Consider the following 18501-nt stretch of genomic DNA (forward strand, 5'->3'; position numbering starts at 1 on the left):
TACGCAAACAAAATCTGATTAGATCACTTATGGATAGTTAATTATTAAAATAATTTAATAAAATTACATTTCTTTAGAAATAATTGAATTAACGAGTTTTTTAGCTTCCATATAAGAAGAATTAAAGACAAAGTCATTTTTCACATCAAAAGGAATTGGTAACAACTCTAACCATCTAGATACGACCCAATATGGATTACTTGTTAACTTATTCGGATATAAATTATTTAATAGTGCATTGTTTTCAAATACAGATAATAATGACTCAGATAATAAAATAAGATCTGAAGTTGAATTTTTCTCAGACCAATGGCTTATTTCATTTACATCTGCAAACTGTAAATTATCTATATCTGATTCAGTAATAGACAAATGAACTAGTGATTTACATTTAACATCAATTTCTAAAACACCATCTTCACCGTTATCAAAATTAACTATTTCAACCCAACTACCCCAACGTGATGAATCACCTTGATCTTGTTTGTTAGATGAAATAATAAAACCGCCCAACGTAGAAGATAAACCAACCATTTTTAAATACTTAGCTTCAAAAATCCTTAAGCGCGTAATACCACCTGGTAATAAAAAGATATCTAGTGGGAATATGGGAAGATTAATAGTTTTGTTGGTCATTATGGCCCCTCTTATTTTGTGTTACGTAGAGTGTCAGTTTTATTTTTATATCTGTTCTTGGTATAGCTTCTTTTATATAGAGTCTGTCATATATACTTAGTTGGAGATGCATGTGTATGTATGGTCATCATAGTTATATACCTTGTTATATAGATTGCTATATACATTGTTATATACGTCGCATTGAGTAATAAAGTTCAAATAGCTCGTTCAGACTTTAATTCGATTTCAACTGTTTCATTTTCGGGTATTCTTAAAGCTATTCACTTAAATATTGGATGCACATGTTTTAACAGGCGATTCTTTATCGAAAAACAAAGTAACGTTAGCAACGTTAAATCCAAATTTAGAAATAGAGGTTTTATTCATTACTCTATATTGATCAATTTGATACATCCAATCATCCATACTCACATCATAAGTTGTACCGTCGACGGGAAGTCTTAATGTATAGTTAAATTGAAATGCAAAGCCTTGATGCTTTCCAATAGCGGTGCCAATCACATCTTCTGCATTGCCTTGATAACTTCCATCTTCTTGTTTAACAAGATTCCAATTTCGATAGCTTATTTCACCGTCATTAAAATAAAATTTTTCAGCCAATACACCATTATTGCCATCCCACTTTCCATCAAGTTCAACACAGAACCGTCTTGTCACTTTATTGCTACTATCTTGAATAGTTCCCCAAGCGGTTATAGGGCCATTGAAATATTCTTTAATATCGAAATTAATAGCCTGTGGTTGATAATCAGTTAAGTTTGCTGAACAACTAGATATCAATAAACATGCGGCGACTGTTAAAGGTGTGTAATTATATTTAATCATGACAATTCCCTATGATGTGTCAATGTGATAACAATCTGGATAAATAAATGATTACTTAGATTGGTATCAGTCTGTGTGTTATTGATTGCCTAATAATGTTGTTCTTAATTTAGGCTCACTGGTGTTTTCTGATAACCAGATATCTAAAAATAAAGGCGCAAAATCCGCGTCGTCGATACTACCCGCAAATTGGTTATTAAAATAAAAGGCACTTCTGTTTTGTTCAACAACAAGCGTTAAGTTATCGCCTGATTTCACATCAGGCCAAATTTGCTTAAGTTTAGGAGTGAAAGTACTATAAACATATTCTTTAATACCAAGATGTTGCCACTGCTCTATCGTACGTTGTATTAATTCTTTCGACGAAATACTTCTTAAATAATTAATTTTATAAATTAATGTGCCATTCTTTGATATTTCAGGATACTGCCCAGAAGACGTTGACAATTCACTTTCATATACATCCCAAATGAAAACTGAAAATACCGCTTTACCTATTTGCTTTACAGGTTGTTCTTTCTCAACTTCATCTAATGTATTTCCCCATTGACCTGATGCCACCCTATCATCTGCAAATGCACTGTTTTTAAGAAACACAGTAAAAAGCAGCGCCAGCAGGATGGTTTTTGTCATCAATACTAGTGAACCTTTTAATGAAAATAGGTCCCAATCTATTGGAAGTTTAATAAACTTATGCATGCGCTAACCTTGTATTAGTCATTACTGACTTTAAAAAGAAAAATAAAATGAACAACCCACCCCAAATAGCAGCAAGAATCAAATAAGTCGTCAGTAATGGATTACCGAAACTAACTGCCTCCAATCTTTCTCCTGCGATATAACTTAAAGGAGCGAATATCGCGCCAATTGTTATTTGTAATGCCTTGGATGAACTTAAAAATGTTAAACTGTGGCAAACGGTACAAGCAAAACAAGCCCATAGGATAACTAACCAAAAAGGCATAAATGTAGAACCCGGGAACATGAAAAACGTAAAAAAATGTAATAGCGAATCAATTGAACTACCGATGACCGTTATCAGTAAAACTAATCGAGCTTCATTTTTTATGTCAGATAATTTAATCAGATGAAAAGCGATCATTGAAATAGCAACAGGGATAAAAGCGTTCCCCCAATAAATAAGCCCAAACCACGCTAAATTAAACCCCAGCATATTCGTTAACATTATGTATCTCTCCATGATAGTTATTGGTACAGGTATAAATACGTTCTTAAACCACTTTTAGATCTGTAAATAGAAATGAATATCAATAAATGATTTTATTCCTATCATTGCATTGCTAAAGGTTAGATATCCATATAATAAGCAGGTTAAAACAGTAGAAATACGAGGTTAAGTTCAATCAAACCTTATCTAAGTTGATTTATCATTAGTTAAAACCTTCATGTAGAGTGAATAAAAAATTATTTTTTATAGAATTAAAGCCTACAAACTGTCCCGTATTAAATATATAATGAGCCCTTAATTAATTAATAATCTTTACAGTCACTTATGTTTATTTTAATAAAACATGAGCAAATCATTTTAAGGCCTGCAAAAATGTTTAAAAATATTAATTCACAGAATAGCGAGGCTTTATGTTAGCAAAACGTATTATCCCTTGTTTAGATGTAAAAGATGGGCAAGTTGTAAAAGGTGTACAATTTCGCAACCATGAAATCGTAGGTGATATTGTGCCGCTTGCTAAACGTTATGCTGAAGAAGGCGCAGACGAGTTAGTATTTTACGATATTACTGCCAGTTCAGATGATCGCGTAGTTGATAAAAGTTGGGTGAGTCGTGTAGCTGAAGTTATTGATATTCCATTTTGTGTTGCAGGTGGAATAAAAACCGAAGAAGATGCCAAACGTATTCTTGAGTTTGGTGCCGATAAAGTGTCAATCAACAGCCCTGCTCTGGCTGATCCAAGTTTAATTAATCGCTTAGCAGAAAAATTTGGTACACAATGTATTGTTATTGGTATTGATTCATACTTCGATGAAGAAACGGGTCAACACCAAGTAAAACAATTCACCGGTAATGAAAAAGCGACGGTAACCACTAAATGGAATACCTTTGATTGGATAAAAGAAGTTCAATCGCGCGGTGCTGGTGAAGTTGTTTTGAATGTAATGAACCAAGATGGCGTTCGTTGTGGGTATGATATAGCACAATTAAGCCAAGCTCGTGCAATTTGCAATATTCCATTAATCGCTTCAGGAGGCGCTGGTGAAATGAGCCATTTCGCTGATGTTTTTAATCAAGCTGACGTTGACGGTGCATTAGCTGCAAGTGTATTCCACAAACAAATAATTAATATTGGTGAGTTAAAATCTTACCTTAAAACAGAAAAGGTAGAGATCCGACTATGAATTTAGTAACGACGAGTTTAATGAAACAAGAACAAATACAATCATTAGATTGGGCAAAAGTAGATAATTTAATGCCAGTAGTTGTGCAAAACCGTACTTCAGGGAAAGTGTTAATGCTAGGTTATGTTAATGAAGAGTCATTAGCTGCAACATTAACATCTGGTAAAATGACTTTCTTTAGTCGTACTAAACAGCGTTTATGGTGTAAAGGTGAGCAGTCAGGTCATTTTTTAAATGTTGTTCAAATCACTAGTGATTGCGATAACGATACGTTATTGGCCATTGTTGATCCTATCGGTCCAACTTGTCATTTAGGTCACGAAACTTGCTTCGAGGGCGCACAAGATCCTGCTTTGAGTTTCATTGCAGACCTAGAACAAATAGTTAAAAGCCGTAAAGGTGCGGATCCTAAGAGTAGTTATACTGCAAGTTTATATGCTCGTGGTACTAAACGTATTGCTCAAAAAGTAGGTGAAGAAGGTGTTGAAGTGGCTTTAGCTGCAATGGCAAAAGATATGGATGAGTTAACCAATGAAAGTGCTGATTTAATATATCACTTAACTGTTTTATTACAGAACGAAGGTCTTGCACTTTCAGACGTCGCTGCAAAGCTAAAAGAACGTCATAGTAAGTAAGTTACCTGACTTAATAATCAGTCGACATTAACACTTTAAAGACTGACTATTTGTTCAGTAAAAATAAAAAGCCGCTAGTAGTTTCCTACTTAGCGGCTTTTTTATTGCTCATATTCAAGGCTATCGAGTAATACCGATTACATTAAATATGTTATCTAAATTTTGCGCTGGAAAAACAGTTCAATTCAAGGCGTAAATTGAACCTTTAGAAGATTAAATGCGTTAATCGTCTATCGATGAATTAACTATAAGATGTTAATACTTTAATGGTTACTCTCTTTACGAAATTTACAATGAAGAAATAAGTTATACTAATGGAATTAAATAAGTGATCAAATATTGCGCAGGAAAAATTAACACTAATAAGGCGTGAGTTATAGGAGATAGTTGTTCTCACTTCAAAACTCACAACGCAGTTAGAGATGATTTTAACCAGCAAGAATGATTGGTATTATCTTATGCAGTAAAATAGATCAGTTAATTAGTATGATTGGTATAATTTAATGCTTAGAGAAATTAAAGCTAATAACCTCTCTTTTTATAATCTAACTTCGATTAAAAGTTATAAATCAAATAACACTTATATTGGAATAGATACAAAAAAGGTTACCTATTGGTAACCTTCTATTAACGCACTTCATTACGTAAAAAATAAATAAAAATTTATTTTACTGTAACAGTTTTACGTCTCCATAGACCTAAACCTATTAAAGCAGAAGCAAAAATAATCATCGATGAAGGTGCTGGCACATCAACAACTGAATCTTGAGAGTCATCTGCTGCATCGTAATTAATTGTTCCTGCGAAAAGTGCATCATGAACTTCACCGCCTTGATCAAAATTATTAACTACAACAGAACCTTCAATTGGTGTTGCATTACTTAAATCAGCAAAAGGTGCTAATAAACTACCATTCAATTGTTTAATAAGATCGATATCTGTTGCTTCGAAAAAATTCCAAATAATATTTTCACGGAAAGCATCAGTAACAATATTACCGACACCATTACCATTGAAATTAGCATCATTAATCACTTCACCAGATACATTAATAACAATTGCTGATGGTGATTGACCATTTAAGTCAACATCATATTGTTGAATTGAATTATTACTGAAGAAATCTTCGGCTGTAATATTAAAAACAGCAACATCAGTATCAATATCAGAACCAACTTCAAATGATGCAGGACCAGGCTGTCCATTTGTAGACGTTGTTAAAATAGAGTTAACTGCTAATTCAGATAAATAACCTGAAAAATTAACAAATTCTGATTTAATTAAATCAAAATCATATTCAGACGCATCAGATGTAACTGAGCGAGCATTAACTTGTCCATTATTATTACCTGCAATAACAACACTTTGTCCATTAGCGTTAACTGTTGAACCGGAAACTAAGTCCCCAGCAATAACTAACGCATCACCATTTGTTGGATCATTTTGTTGTAAACGAATGCCATAATTTGAAGTTCCTGATAAATCACCACCTATCAACGTCTTACCTTCAACTTCACTTGTTGATGCAAGATCATTTAAAACAATAAGGTTGTATTCACTTAGTGTTTCAATTGGACCAGCTAAACTGTATTGGGAATAAAGCCCTACTAGCAATGCAGCTATTACATGTGTTTTTTTCATATATATATACCCTTAATTAAAATTTATTTTTTTATCTAATAAGAGATAAGCAATTACTATTCCAGTTTTATAACCTATTGTAATTAAATGAATTTAAATGTAATCAATTAGAGGTAATTTAATTACCGTAAAAAATTTCGACTATATTTCATTGAGTACTCATAAAAGGATAGAAAAACTTTACACCCCATAATAAGAGACAGAAAATAAGAGAGTAAAGTCAGTCGATTTAAAGGCTTTAAAATAATAACTTTACGGCTGACGTCTTAAACTACTGTGATCATTGTGATCAAAACTGTTTCCATAGATTTCTAGCATCATATGTTGAGAATACTGTAGTTTATCTCCAGATAAGGTCATTTTTTGTTTGAAGGTTTTTGTCATTGCTTTGTCCTGTAAAAATGCTGATTGAGTTATTGGCCAACTGTCGCTATCAAAACTAGCATCAACATTAAATACAATAGAATTTTTAATGGTAACTTTACCGCCAGCTAGTACACAAAGCCCACGTGGAATCGTCAGAGAATGTATCACATTATCTGTACCTTGCTCCCAAAGCCAATATCCAGTTTGTTGATGAATAACTTTGTCATTACTTATTCTTTGTACTTTTTGTGTGTAATGAACCGCACTTAATACTTCTTCTTCGGCATTAGATGTTTCACCAGCAGCAGTAAATACGATGGTTTCATAATATTCATTATGTTCAGTACTGCCATCTGCTTCAGGAGAAAGATCTTTTCCTTTGTTTCCCGACCAAGTTCCTATTAGACCAGCCAATGGGCCATAATCAAATGAGTTTAACGCTTGCATTTTAGTTCCTTTAAATTGGGGGGATTTTGTATATTTATAATGACGGTATTATATAAAAATCAATAGCGTTATAGAAGTTATTAGAGCAACCTACTGGATATAAATAGATTTTTATTAAAGATTGGTAGGAAAGATTATAAATATAGTTTAATTCAGGTTTGATTTTTACTAGGTTATTGTCATATCTGATCTGTTTTTATATAAGTTTAATTGTTTGCCACCTCTTCTGTATAAAGCAGTATATTAAAACATTAATGATAGTATCAGCAAGCTGAAGCTCAGTGGTTAACAGAACTTCATCTTGCTTGTGTATTAATTTAATAATGATTTAAAAACATTAGCATATAGTTATATATGAATGGAGTTATATAAAAACTTAAACTGACGTGGTTAAATGTCTGCTTTTCCTACAAATAAAAACAAGCTCGATAGCCGAGATTAAAATCAAGGTATAACCAAGTGTTTCTGTACCTTCTTCAACTATATTTTTTACAATGCGCATATAATTTTCACCCGTAACAGATGTCCAAAAAGATCCTCTACCCATCACTCTTGAAAAAGCAAGGAGTACCACTAAACCGGCTAAAAAAGTACCATAACAAGCTGTTTCAGAATAAGCTTTCAAAGAGGAATAAATCGTTGAAAATTTACCTCGCAAGAAAAAAGCTAAGACAATGCCAATACAAAGAACCAATGTTTCCCAGGCACCATCATATATGTTTTGGTCTAACAGAGAATCAGATTCCCTAACAAACATCATGGCTAATAAAGCTGCAAGCATAGTACTCGCGACTTTTAATTTATCGTTAAGGCGAGCTGCATATAAAAATAGCAGACTACTCGAAAGTGTTAAAATATCTTGCATGTGTTCGGTTAAGGTATTTTCGTTGTACTTGGCAAGTGTTTTAAACTCATAACCTTCAAGACCAATTAAGTAAGCAACGCCAGCTAGAGCAATTAAATAAATGAATGCACGAAAAATAAACATAAGAAAACCTTTAAATGGAGAGTAAGTTAATAAATAGAATAATAATTAAAGTAATAAAAAATAGAATGTAAATAGATTAAATAAGCTATCTTAGAATAAGATAGCTTTATAGATTAACGAGTGATGTTCATATTAATGTTGCTTAAGTGCCCTTTTTACAAACGCTTTAGTTCGTTCGTGTTTAGGGTTATCAAATACATCTTTTGGAGAGCCTTGTTCAACGATAAAACCATCCTCCATGAATATCACTCGGTCAGCGACTTCTTTAGCAAATTGCATTTCATGAGTAACAACAATCATCGTTTGCTTTTCAAAAGCAAGCTGTTTCATTACCGCTAACACTTCATCAACCCATTCAGGATCTAATGCGGAAGTGGGTTCATCAAATAAAATCACCTCGCCTTTAGCTGCCATTGCTCTAGCAATACCAACGCGTTGTTGTTGACCACCTGAAAGTTGTGAAGGATAAACATTAAGTTTATCTTCTAGGCCCACTTTGACTAAAATAGCTTTTGCTGTTGCTAACGCTTCTTGTGTTGGTATTTTCCATACAGTAATGAGACTTTCTGCTACATTTTGTAAAGCCGTTTTATTAGCAAACAAAGAATAGTTTTGAAACACAAAGCTACTTTGTTGACGTAATGCAGTCACTTCTTTTGGTTTATGAGAAACAGCATCGATCGTTGCATTACCAATATGAATTTGACCAGTTGTAGGTGTTTCAAGATAATTTAAACAACGCAATAATGTTGATTTACCTGTGCCAGATGGACCAATAATCACAACAATTTCACCTTTAGCGACTTCAAAACTAATATCTTTCAGTACAGCTAAATCACCAAATCTCTTACTTAAATTGGATACTTTGATCATGATTAATATGCCTTATTCAATCTTTTTTCTAGCAGGTGTTGGACTTGAGTAAAGAAGATAACTACCCCCCAATAAATCACAGCAACAGCCAAGAAACTTTCAAAAAATTTAAAGCTTGAAGCGGCTTCCATTTGTGCTTTTGCCATGATCTCAGAAACACCAAGCGTAAAGGCTAATGAAGTACTTTTAATCATATCGATAAAATAATTCATCAATGATGGCGTTGCCACACGAGATGCTTGCGGTAAAATAACACGCTTCATTGCTTGTAAACGCGTCATACCTAAGCTTAAACATGCTTCCATTTGAGACTTATCGATTCCTAAAATCGCCGCTCGAATACTTTCCGCCATATAAGCAGAGAAATGTAATGAGAGTCCAATAATAGCAGCGGTAAATGCATCCATACCAACAAAAATAGGCATAAATTGTGGGAAACCGTAATACAATAAGAACAATTGTACCAATAGCGGCGTGCCACGAAAAAATGAAATATAGAGCGACGCAAGGTGTTGTATAAAAGCAATTTTAAATACTCGCACTAACGCTAAACCAAGCGCGAGTATTAATGCAAATAAGAACCCCCAAAGTGCCATTTCCATTGTCACCCCAAGATATTTAAATAAAATGGGCATTAATTCAATAATGTATTGAAGATCAAAAGAACTTTGCATAAAAATGACTCTTTAAGGATTAATATTACTGAGTGATGTCTGTATCAAACCACTTGTTAGAAATTTCAGATAATTTACCATCGGCACGCATTGCTGCTAATGCAGTATTAACTTGATCACGAATAACCAATTGAGATGGTTTGTTTAAGAATGGCATCGCATTTTGAATTTCTTCAAATGGGTGGCCAGCCAGTTGTAACGGTAAACCTGCTTCTTTGATTAATTGCACAGATGAAACGCGATCCATGATAAATGCATCTGCACGTCCTAAAGCAACATCTTGCTCAATACCTGTATCATAAGTAACAATGTTAATTTCATTATTCACATCATGCTTTCTTAACACTTGTTCAAAATTACTGCCTAAGTTGACAGCGACTTTTTTGCCTTTTAGATCTTCAAGACCTTGAATATCATCACGCCCTTTACGAACAGTTATTTGAACACCATCAATAACATACGGTACTGAGAATGCATATTTAGCAGTACGTGCTTCAGTGATTGTTATTTGGTTAGCAATCGTATCAATGTGTCCCGCTTCTAACATGCCAAATAAACCTGAGAAACTTGCTGTTACATATTCAACTTTGTAATCAGAACGCTTAGCGATTTCATTCCAAACATCTACTTCAAAACCTTGTAGAACATCTCTTTTAGAAAAAGTGAATGGAAAATAACGGCCAGACATACCTACTTTAACGGTTTGCTGAGCAAATGCCGGTACAGTTAATAAACTACTCACTGCGACTAATGCAATTAATGCTTTTTTAAAAAGAATTTTCATATTATTCCTATATAAATTGTTTGACGTGTAATTAAATTGTCATCAAAGTCTGTATAAATACCTGATGATGAGATTGTTATGTTCAAATAATTTTTCAATTATTTAACGTCAGTGCTAATAAATTGTTTTGTAAATAATTAAAGTGGACCTTTTAGCTATTAAAAAGATAACAAATCAAGTTTCACATTAAAAATTATGGTAAACACAATGGCACAATATTTAATTAAATTATTTTCTATCAGGAGAACAGTTAAATTCTACATGAAAATGAATGATTAAATAATCTAAAATCACTGATTTAATTGTAGTTATAATAAAAACTCAATCCTCTATTAAGGCGCATTAAAACATTAAGTAACGCGTCTGTCCTTAATGATTTTATAACTTAACGTTATATATTAGTGTCATAAAAACCAATCTATTATATTCCGTATAATTATTAATTAATTCGTTCAAAACCTATTCAATATGGATAAAGTTTGATTGTTTTTCGATTCGAGAAATCCAGCCCAAAATTGCAGGGAAGTTATTCAAATCAAATCCACCTTCATAAGCGACATGGGTATAAGCAAATAAACAAAGGTCAGCAATACTGATCGTATCACCTAATAAATAAGCTGTTTTTTGTAATTGAATTTCCATTACTGCTAATGCTTTAAGCCCTCCTTCTTGTTTACTTTCTAATTCTGCCAGTCTGTCTGCTGGACTACCAAGGTATTTATTGATGAAACGAGCGACAGCAATATAAGGTTCGTGGCTATATTGCTCAAAGAACATCCATTGCAAACAAATCGATTGTTGTAATAGATCAGTGGGGAAAAATGAGGTTTGCTGAGAGAGGTAATACAAAATAGCATTAGATTCAGCAATGAACTGTTTATCTTCTGTCACTAACAGTGGAATTTTAGCATTCGGGTTCATTGCCAAAAACTCACTAGAGCGAGTTTCTCCTTCTAAAATATTCACTTCAATCCATTGATGTTCAATTTGTAATAATGAACATAACAATTTAATTTTATAACAGTTTCCTGACAAGCTATCGCCATAAATTATTATCGACATATTTTTCCTTAAGGTACTGCTAATACAGTACAGTTACATAAGTCGTCACTTTCAAATGACGTTGAATCACCTGCTTTTAAACCAGGTATTGGAAATACGCGTACCGTTAATGGTTTGTTTAATCTGAACGCCATCGTACCAGTATCACGCATTAAGGCTGAAATTTTATCAATCGGTGTATCACCGGGAATAGGCACCGTATCTAAACCGATTCCACATACTGAGCTATAGGTTAATAAAGCACGAATATCGAAATGTGCTTGTTGGCTACCAGCTGCAAGTCCTCTGTCTTCAGTTAATGCTAACATTAGCCCTGAAAAGCCCACCAGCGGCATATTTTTTATTGATTTGAATACCCGCGTTAATAATGAGGAAACTTCAACGGTTCCAGATGCACCAAAGTACTCAACACCCATTAATTCATAGACTTCTGTCATACTCGCACAATTTTTTGAGGGGGCCGCAGAGCTATCTATACCTGCAAACTTAAAATCTTTTTTAAACCCTGTATTAACGTGTTGGTTAAGGCTGCGATCTTCAATGATTGTTTTTAACTGATCAACGTGAAGTTGTATTTGTTGAGTTAAAGATTGGTAATAACCATCAAAAGCTTGCTGATGATCTAACACTGAGTTTTGCGCATTAAATGCTTTTAATGTTGCGACTAACAGATCAGGTGTTTCCAACCCAATAACAAAATGATTATTAGTAGTTTTGTCAGAATAGCTCGCAGGGAAATAAGGAATTAATGGCTTACAGTTGAAGTTAACCGTAAAATTAAAATTACCTTCTCCACGTGGAGTAATTTGACTAATTCGATTAACCGCTTTCGTTGCACTTTCAATTAACTGATTATCCAATAGAAAGTGTTCATCCATTGGAATATTCACACAAACATTACATAAATCACCGAATTCTTGGATTAATTCAGGAATGAGACTGAGTTGATGCGCAGTAGTCGCTTCGCCAATAGCAAATCGAAGTCTTAAACCTGATTGTTGGCTATTGCTGAGTAATGTATTTAACGTTCGTAAATCTTGTTGAGCTGTTTGTAAGTTAGTTGTGTCGATATATTCAGCAAAAGCATTAGTCACAATCCGAATAGATTGCACGGTATAGCCCTTTTCTTTGAAATCATCTGCTAACGATTGACAAAAATCATTCGCATTTTTAATTAATGAAGGCCATTGGCTTTGATCAAAATCTAAATGAATAAAGGTGGTAATGGTTCGGACTTTGCAAAGTGCTTTATCTAATATCAGTTCAGGTAGCTTCATAAGTCATGTCATAAAATAAAATGTGTTAATAACATAGCATATATCGTAACCATTAGTCATTTTCAGCTTTATTATCAGTCACTTCTTTAATGTATAATACTCATTCTGAATACATTAAACATAGAACCATGAGCAAGCATACAGCTTAAATCCTCAAGTTAAGGTAAATTAGTTCAGTATAATAGACATGTTTCAATAAACAGTGTTCGCTATACCTTGAATGATAAGGAAATAAATAAGGAAGTGAATAAGTAAATGGATAAGGATCAGTCACAATGCAGTTAATCATAGCCAAACTGAGTAAACATATAACCACTGTTTATCTCTTTATATATTGTGTCTCGCTAACCGTCAGTATTAACCTCCTATGGCAACATAGCTTCCAACAACTTCAATCAAGTAACCAACAACAGCTTGATCGTTTTAGTCGGCATCTAGACAGCCAGTTAGGTCACTTTGCGTTCATTCCACAGCTGCTGTCTCGACAAGGTATAATCATCGACGCATTAATGTCGCCACATAATACAGCCCAGCTAGATTTAACCAATCGCCATTTAAGATCGATCAACAATATAGTCGGCGCATCTGATACCTATTTATTAGATGCAAAAGCAAATACCATTGCAGCGAGTAACTGGTTAAAAGAAGCCTCTTTTATAGGCGATAACTATGCATTCCGTCCTTATTATCAAGATGCAATGCGCGGTGAACAAGGTCAATATTTTGCATTAGGCTCAACCTCTGGCAGAAGAGGTTATTATTTTTCTTATCCCGTAATGTATGCAGCTGAAGTAATTGGTGTTGTAGTGGTCAAAATGGACCTATCGTTAATCGAGAAAGATTGGATAGGCAAAGAGCAGCACTTTTTAGTCTCTGATATGAATAATATTGTCTTTATATCTTCTGAAGCTAAATGGCTTTTTAAGAGTTTATCTCCTTTATCTGATAACCAAAAACAAACAATATTAAAGAGTCGCCGATACTTAGAAGAACCCATTGAGTCAGTTACCATTAATGGTGATTTACAACAAAACGCTAGCGTCTTAAGCATGCCAAATAAAAAACCTTTTTCAAATTATTATTTATCTCTATTAAGCGTTTCACAAAGCAAAGATTGGAGTATTAGAGTGTTTGCGCCTATAGCTCCAATCATCATCGATATTTTAATATTAGTTACTTTTATTTCTCTACTCTTCTTACTTCTTTATTTGACTTATATTCTGATTAAACAAAAAAGAAACAGACTTCAAGAACAAGCTATGTTGGCGATAAAATCTAAGCGAGAACTTGAGTATACGGTAATGCAAAGAACCTCAGCCTTACAAGCTGAAGTAGAAGAAAGACATAAAGCAGAATCAGCCCTTCGTTCAACACAAAAAGAATTAATTCAATCAGCTAAATTAGCTGTATTAGGCCAATTATCAGCCAGTATAAGCCATGAACTCAATAACCCTTTGTCGGCTATACGCACTTACGCAGAAAACGCAGTGTTATTTCTAGAGAGAAATCAGTTAGATCATGTTAGTAATAATTTAACTCGCATTGGGTTATTAACCGAACGCATGGCGACAATAAGCTCACAACTAAAATCATTTGCACGAAAGCCTAATGGAGAATTACAAGTCATCGCGTTACAACCCGTTATCTTCGCTGCGCATGAATTACTAAAACCACAATTAAAAGCCAAAAAAGTTAACTTAACGATAGAATTACCTAAAGTCACTGTTAACGTTAAAGCTGAGCCTATTCAACTAGAGCAGATTATTGTTAACCTGCTCTCTAACGCTTTGCAATCAATGCAACACAGTGACGATAAACAAATCATTATTAAACTAGCCGTTCAACTAGAAGATAAGCAAGGTGATAAAGAGCCACTGGCTATTATTAAAGTGCTGGATAAAGGAACAGGTATTAATGAAAAGCATCTTCCTCATTTATTTGAACCCTTCTTTACCACCAAAGAAAGTGGATTAGGGTTAGGTTTATCTATTTCACAACAAATTATCAGTAATATGCAAGGGTCTTTATCAGCACAAAATAGGCCAATAGCTGGCGCTGAATTTACCATTACCTTACCCTTAGTCAATGACAGCCTATTAAGTGATACAAGTATTTAAAAGGGTAAACAGAGAATTGAACATTAATCATTGATCTTAGTATCACTCTGATGAGAGGCATATTTAACAATTAAATAATTAGAAACGAATAAAACATTAACTTAGACATGGCGAATATTAGAATGTTATGTTGCATAAGCAATAAGATAAGGGAGTAAATATGAGTTTGGTATTTTTTATTGATGATGAATACGACATGCGTTTATCAAACGAACAAACCTTTGCACTAGCCGGTATTGATGCGGCATTCTTTGAAGACGCGGAATCGGCACTCATAGCGGCCAAGCAATCATTACCATTAGTGGTGATCTCTGATATCAGACTACCTGGTATAACAGGTCAGCAGTTGTTAAATACTTTACAGCAACAAGATACTGATTTACCGATTATCTTGATCACCGGGCATGGTGATATATCAATGGCAGTTGAAGCAATTAGAAATGGTGCTTATGATTTTATTGAAAAACCCTTTTCATCAGATAGATTAATAGAAGTGACGCGTAAAGCCATTGAAAAAAGACAACTTACGCTTGAAAACAGAGAGTTAAAGAAAGCATTACAGAGTAAAGAAACATTAGGTCCAAGGATTATTGGCAACACTCCCAGCATTATCTCATTAAAGCAAATGATATATCGTGTTGCAGATAGCCATGCAGACATACTACTGTATGGAGAAACAGGTACAGGTAAAGAACTGGTCGCTCGCTCGTTGCATGAACAAAGCCAGCGAAGTTCTAACAACTTTGTAGCCGTTAATTGTGGCGCTGTACCAGAAAATCTCATTGAAAGTGAATTATATGGGCATGAGAAAGGTGCTTTTACAGGTGCAGATTCACAACGTATTGGTAAATTTGAATATGCTCACGGAGGCACCCTATTTCTTGACGAAATTGAATCAATGCCAATGCAAGCACAAGTACGTTTATTAAGAGTATTACAAGAAAGGAGTTTAGAACGAGTCGGGTCTAACAAACCCATTGACTTAGACATCAGAATTATTGCTGCCACTAAAGTTGACTTAAAAGAAGCGCCCAATTTTAGGCAAGACCTTTATTATAGATTAAATATGGTAACACTAGACTTACCACCTTTACGTCACCGTAAAGAAGATATCCCTAAGCTATTCCATCATTTTTTATTAGTAGCAGCCGCTCGATATGGAAAAGCAGCACCGGCATTACCCGCTCATTCATTAAAAGCACTATTGAGCCATGATTGGCCAGGCAATGTTAGGGAATTAAGAAATGCTGCAGAGCGATTTATTTTATTAGGTTCGCTATCTGACCTAAACGATGCAGAGAACGATGTTAACGCAGGTTTAAGTTTATCTGAGCAAGTTGATGCTTTTGAAAAAACCTTAATAGAACAAGCCTTGAGCTTAACTAATGGCAGTATCAAAAATGCAATGCAAGCGCTTAACCTCCCACGTAAAACCTTATACGATAAAATGCAAAAGCACGGTATCGAAAAACAAAGTTTTAAAGCAGAGCATAATGAGCTAATGGAATAAGTGACAAAGGAATATATAGAAAGCGAGAAGAATAGTTGAATTAAAGAATTAAAGAAAAAGAAATTAAATGAGTTGAATAATTGCTGGCGGGTTAGTCCACCAGCAATAATTTCATAATATGAAGATTAACTACTTAGTAATCACCTCAGGTCCCATCATCATGTTCGGTAACCACGTAGATACCGCAGGTACATAAGTCACAATCATCAAGAACAAGAACATCACCCCGACTAACGGTAATGACGCTTTGACCACTTTCATCATCGAGAGCTTGGCGACCCCTGCGGTGACAAAGAGATTCAAACCAACGGGCGGTGTGATCATCCCTATCTCCATATTCACCACCATCATAATACCTAAGTGAATCGGATCAATGCCTAAAGCAATGGCAATTGGAAATACCAAAGGTGCCACAATAATCAGCAAACCAGACGGTTCCATAAATTGGCCGCCAATCAATAATAATAGATTAACCACAATTAAAAATTCTATTGGGCCTAACCCTGCTGACAGCATTGACTCTGTTATCATTTGTGGAATACGTTCTTCGGTTAACACATGTTTAAGGATTAATGCATTAGCAACAATGAACATCAACATGATCGTTAACTTACCCGCATCATATAATGTCTTACGCGTATCTTCATGGCAGAACACATGCATCGCTTTAAACCAATAAGCTTTAGCCTTTTTCTCTGCAGGTTCCTTATCTGATAATGGCCCCATATCTTTATAAACAAAGTTTGAAATAATAAAGGCATAGACAGCAGCAACAGCAGCAGCTTCAGTAGGTGTAAAGACGCCGCCATAAATACCACCAAGGATAATAACAATCAGTAACAATCCCCAACCCGCATCTTTAGCAGAACGGAATACCTCCCTCCAACCAACAAAAGGCTGTGCAGGAATATTTTTGTAACGCGCATAAATGTAGATGGCGATCATCAACATCACTCCGGCTAACAGACCGGGAATAACGCCCCCTAAAAACATTCGCCCTACTGATACATCGGTTGCCGCAGCATAAACAACCATCACAATTGAAGGCGGAATCAAAATACCTAACGTACCTGCATTACAAATAACACCAGCAGCAAACTCTTTTGTGTAACCATTTTTAACCATGCCTGCGATAACAATCCCACCAATCGCAACAACCGTTGCAGGTGAAGAACCTGATAAAGCAGCAAACATCATACAAGCCACTACGGATGCCATCGCTAAACCACCACGTAGTGACCCAACCAATGCAATCGCAAAGCGAATAATACGTTTTGCCACACCACCCGTAGCCATAAAGCTAGAAGCAAGAATGAAGAATGGAATAGCCAATAAAGTATAATGACCAGTGAACGCATTAAGTAACGTTTGGGCAATAGACGCTAACGACGCATCAGAATGCACCATCAAAAAGACAATACTTGAAGCCCCTAGAGAAATAGCAATAGGCACACCGATGATCATCAAAGCGATCACCATAATAAAAAGCATTAACATAGCCATTAGTTATCCTCCTTTTTAACATTAGCTTGTTCAGCTTTATTTTTTTGCTCACTATCACTTTGCCCATCGTTTTTATGATCATAGTTTTTGTTTGCAAAGCTTTGTTTAATCTCTTTTAGTTCGTTATTACCCTGCTCTTGATGAAACTCTTCAAGCTGTTCTTCTGCTTCATGACTAGCAATCATACGATCTAATTTATTGGTCATGATTAACCAAGCTATCTGTAGGAATCGAAACGTCATCAATGCCATCCCTAGTGGCAGAGCAAAGTAAGGAATAAAGCGAGGTAATCTTTCGTACCGTTCGCCCTCATTAAACCAACTTGAAAGAAACTGTAAAATATCAGGCATTGGAATATCTTCAGTTTCATACCAAGCTCGGTCAGTAATAAAAGGCACCCAATAATTCCAAGAACCAATTAATAATGAAACAGAAAAGAATAAACAAAAGAACACAGCGACCAAAGCAAAGGTCTTTCTCAACCCTTTTGGTGCAATATTAATCACCACATCAACACCAATGTGAAAATGCTTTTTAACGCCATAAGAAGCGCCTACCAGTACCATCCACGCAAACATAAATACGGTCAGTTCTAATGCCCATAAAATATTGTCATTAAAAACATAACGCACTACAACATTAGCAAAGGTTAGTAGTGTCATTAACCCTAAGAATGCTGCAATTAATGTTTCTTCTGCATAGTCAGTGATTTTCCCTACTCGGGCAAAAAATCCGCTTTCCATTTGTTTATCCCTTTCTTATTCACTTTTTTTAACGCTATTCAGTA

18 protein-coding genes are annotated in these 18501 nt (G+C 34.7%); 4 read left to right on the forward strand and 14 right to left on the reverse strand.

What is annotated here, in order from left to right; all coding sequences use genetic code 11:
• Positions 1-63: 63 nt before the first annotated feature.
• The 4 genes from GQR59_RS08345 to GQR59_RS08360 all read right to left on the reverse strand — a co-directional run bounded on the left by GQR59_RS08345 (position 64) and on the right by GQR59_RS08360 (position 2650).
• Positions 64-636: an LON peptidase substrate-binding domain-containing protein gene (locus GQR59_RS08345; protein ID WP_160061564.1), complete on the reverse strand. Its 573-nt coding sequence runs from the start codon at positions 634-636 to the stop codon at positions 64-66.
• A 267-nt stretch (positions 637-903) separates the two neighbouring features.
• Complete coding sequence (locus tag GQR59_RS08350; protein WP_160061566.1) at positions 904-1464, reverse strand: DUF3833 domain-containing protein; 561 nt, start codon at positions 1462-1464, stop codon at positions 904-906.
• Between the two features lie 78 nt (positions 1465-1542).
• The gene (locus GQR59_RS08355) at positions 1543-2163 is read right to left on the reverse strand and encodes a chalcone isomerase family protein (RefSeq protein WP_160061568.1); all 621 of its coding nucleotides are present in this window, start codon (positions 2161-2163) and stop codon (positions 1543-1545) included.
• Complete coding sequence (locus tag GQR59_RS08360; RefSeq protein WP_160061570.1) at positions 2156-2650, reverse strand: DUF2878 domain-containing protein; 495 nt, start codon at positions 2648-2650, stop codon at positions 2156-2158. Before GQR59_RS08360 ends, GQR59_RS08355 begins: the two co-directional genes overlap by 8 nt.
• Positions 2651-3063: 413 nt before the next feature.
• Here GQR59_RS08360 and hisF point away from each other — a divergent pair, with 413 nt between their 5' ends.
• Entirely contained in the window at positions 3064-3837 is a 774-nt protein-coding gene (gene hisF / locus GQR59_RS08365; protein ID WP_025565565.1) for an imidazole glycerol phosphate synthase subunit HisF, read from the forward strand.
• Positions 3834-4472: a bifunctional phosphoribosyl-AMP cyclohydrolase/phosphoribosyl-ATP diphosphatase HisIE gene (gene hisIE, locus GQR59_RS08370; RefSeq protein WP_025565566.1), complete on the forward strand. Its 639-nt coding sequence runs from the start codon at positions 3834-3836 to the stop codon at positions 4470-4472. Before hisF ends, hisIE begins: the two co-directional genes overlap by 4 nt.
• A 663-nt stretch (positions 4473-5135) precedes the next feature.
• Here hisIE and GQR59_RS08375 read toward each other — a convergent pair.
• From GQR59_RS08375 to GQR59_RS08410, 8 genes are all read right to left on the reverse strand, one after another.
• Positions 5136-6113, reverse strand: a complete 978-nt coding sequence (locus tag GQR59_RS08375) for a collagen-binding domain-containing protein (protein WP_160061572.1) — start codon at positions 6111-6113, stop codon at positions 5136-5138.
• A 252-nt stretch (positions 6114-6365) separates the two neighbouring features.
• A complete protein-coding gene (locus GQR59_RS08380; RefSeq protein WP_160061574.1) occupies positions 6366-6926 on the reverse strand; it encodes a heme-binding beta-barrel domain-containing protein in 561 nt (186 codons plus the stop codon).
• Positions 6927-7302: 376 nt separating this feature from the next.
• Positions 7303-7914, reverse strand: a complete 612-nt coding sequence (locus GQR59_RS08385) for a hypothetical protein (RefSeq protein ID WP_160061576.1) — start codon at positions 7912-7914, stop codon at positions 7303-7305.
• 132 nt (positions 7915-8046) lie between these two features.
• Entirely contained in the window at positions 8047-8787 is a 741-nt protein-coding gene (locus GQR59_RS08390; RefSeq protein WP_160061578.1) for an amino acid ABC transporter ATP-binding protein, read from the reverse strand.
• 2 nt (positions 8788-8789) lie between these two features.
• A complete protein-coding gene (locus GQR59_RS08395; protein ID WP_160061580.1) occupies positions 8790-9461 on the reverse strand; it encodes an amino acid ABC transporter permease in 672 nt (223 codons plus the stop codon).
• A 25-nt stretch (positions 9462-9486) separates the two neighbouring features.
• Positions 9487-10245 carry an amino acid ABC transporter substrate-binding protein gene (locus tag GQR59_RS08400; protein WP_160061582.1) on the reverse strand — a complete coding sequence of 253 codons (759 nt, stop codon included), beginning with the start codon at positions 10243-10245 and terminating at the stop codon, positions 9487-9489.
• A gap of 459 nt (positions 10246-10704) precedes the next feature.
• Positions 10705-11301, reverse strand: coding sequence for a glutathione S-transferase family protein (locus tag GQR59_RS08405; RefSeq protein ID WP_160062512.1), 597 nt, complete (start codon positions 11299-11301; stop codon positions 10705-10707).
• 14 nt (positions 11302-11315) lie between these two features.
• Positions 11316-12584, reverse strand: coding sequence for a DUF711 family protein (locus GQR59_RS08410; protein ID WP_160061584.1), 1269 nt, complete (start codon positions 12582-12584; stop codon positions 11316-11318).
• Between the two features lie 275 nt (positions 12585-12859).
• On the opposite strand from GQR59_RS08410, the gene GQR59_RS08415 reads away from it, so the two are divergent.
• Positions 12860-14701, forward strand: a complete 1842-nt coding sequence (locus tag GQR59_RS08415) for a sensor histidine kinase (RefSeq protein WP_160061586.1) — start codon at positions 12860-12862, stop codon at positions 14699-14701.
• A gap of 160 nt (positions 14702-14861) precedes the next feature.
• Positions 14862-16211, forward strand: coding sequence for a sigma-54-dependent transcriptional regulator (locus GQR59_RS08420; RefSeq protein WP_160061588.1), 1350 nt, complete (start codon positions 14862-14864; stop codon positions 16209-16211).
• 129 nt (positions 16212-16340) lie between these two features.
• Here GQR59_RS08420 and GQR59_RS08425 read toward each other — a convergent pair whose 3' ends face one another.
• A complete protein-coding gene (locus GQR59_RS08425; RefSeq protein ID WP_160061590.1) occupies positions 16341-17714 on the reverse strand; it encodes a TRAP transporter large permease in 1374 nt (457 codons plus the stop codon).
• Positions 17714-18457 (reverse strand): TRAP transporter small permease, encoded by a 744-nt coding sequence (locus tag GQR59_RS08430; protein ID WP_160061592.1) that lies wholly within the window; start codon positions 18455-18457, stop codon positions 17714-17716. Before GQR59_RS08430 ends, GQR59_RS08425 begins: the two co-directional genes overlap by 1 nt.
• Positions 18458-18501 lie beyond the last annotated feature (44 nt).

It is taken from the genome of Psychromonas sp. L1A2, from assembly GCF_009828855.1.
GTDB lineage: Bacteria > Pseudomonadota > Gammaproteobacteria > Enterobacterales > Psychromonadaceae > Psychromonas.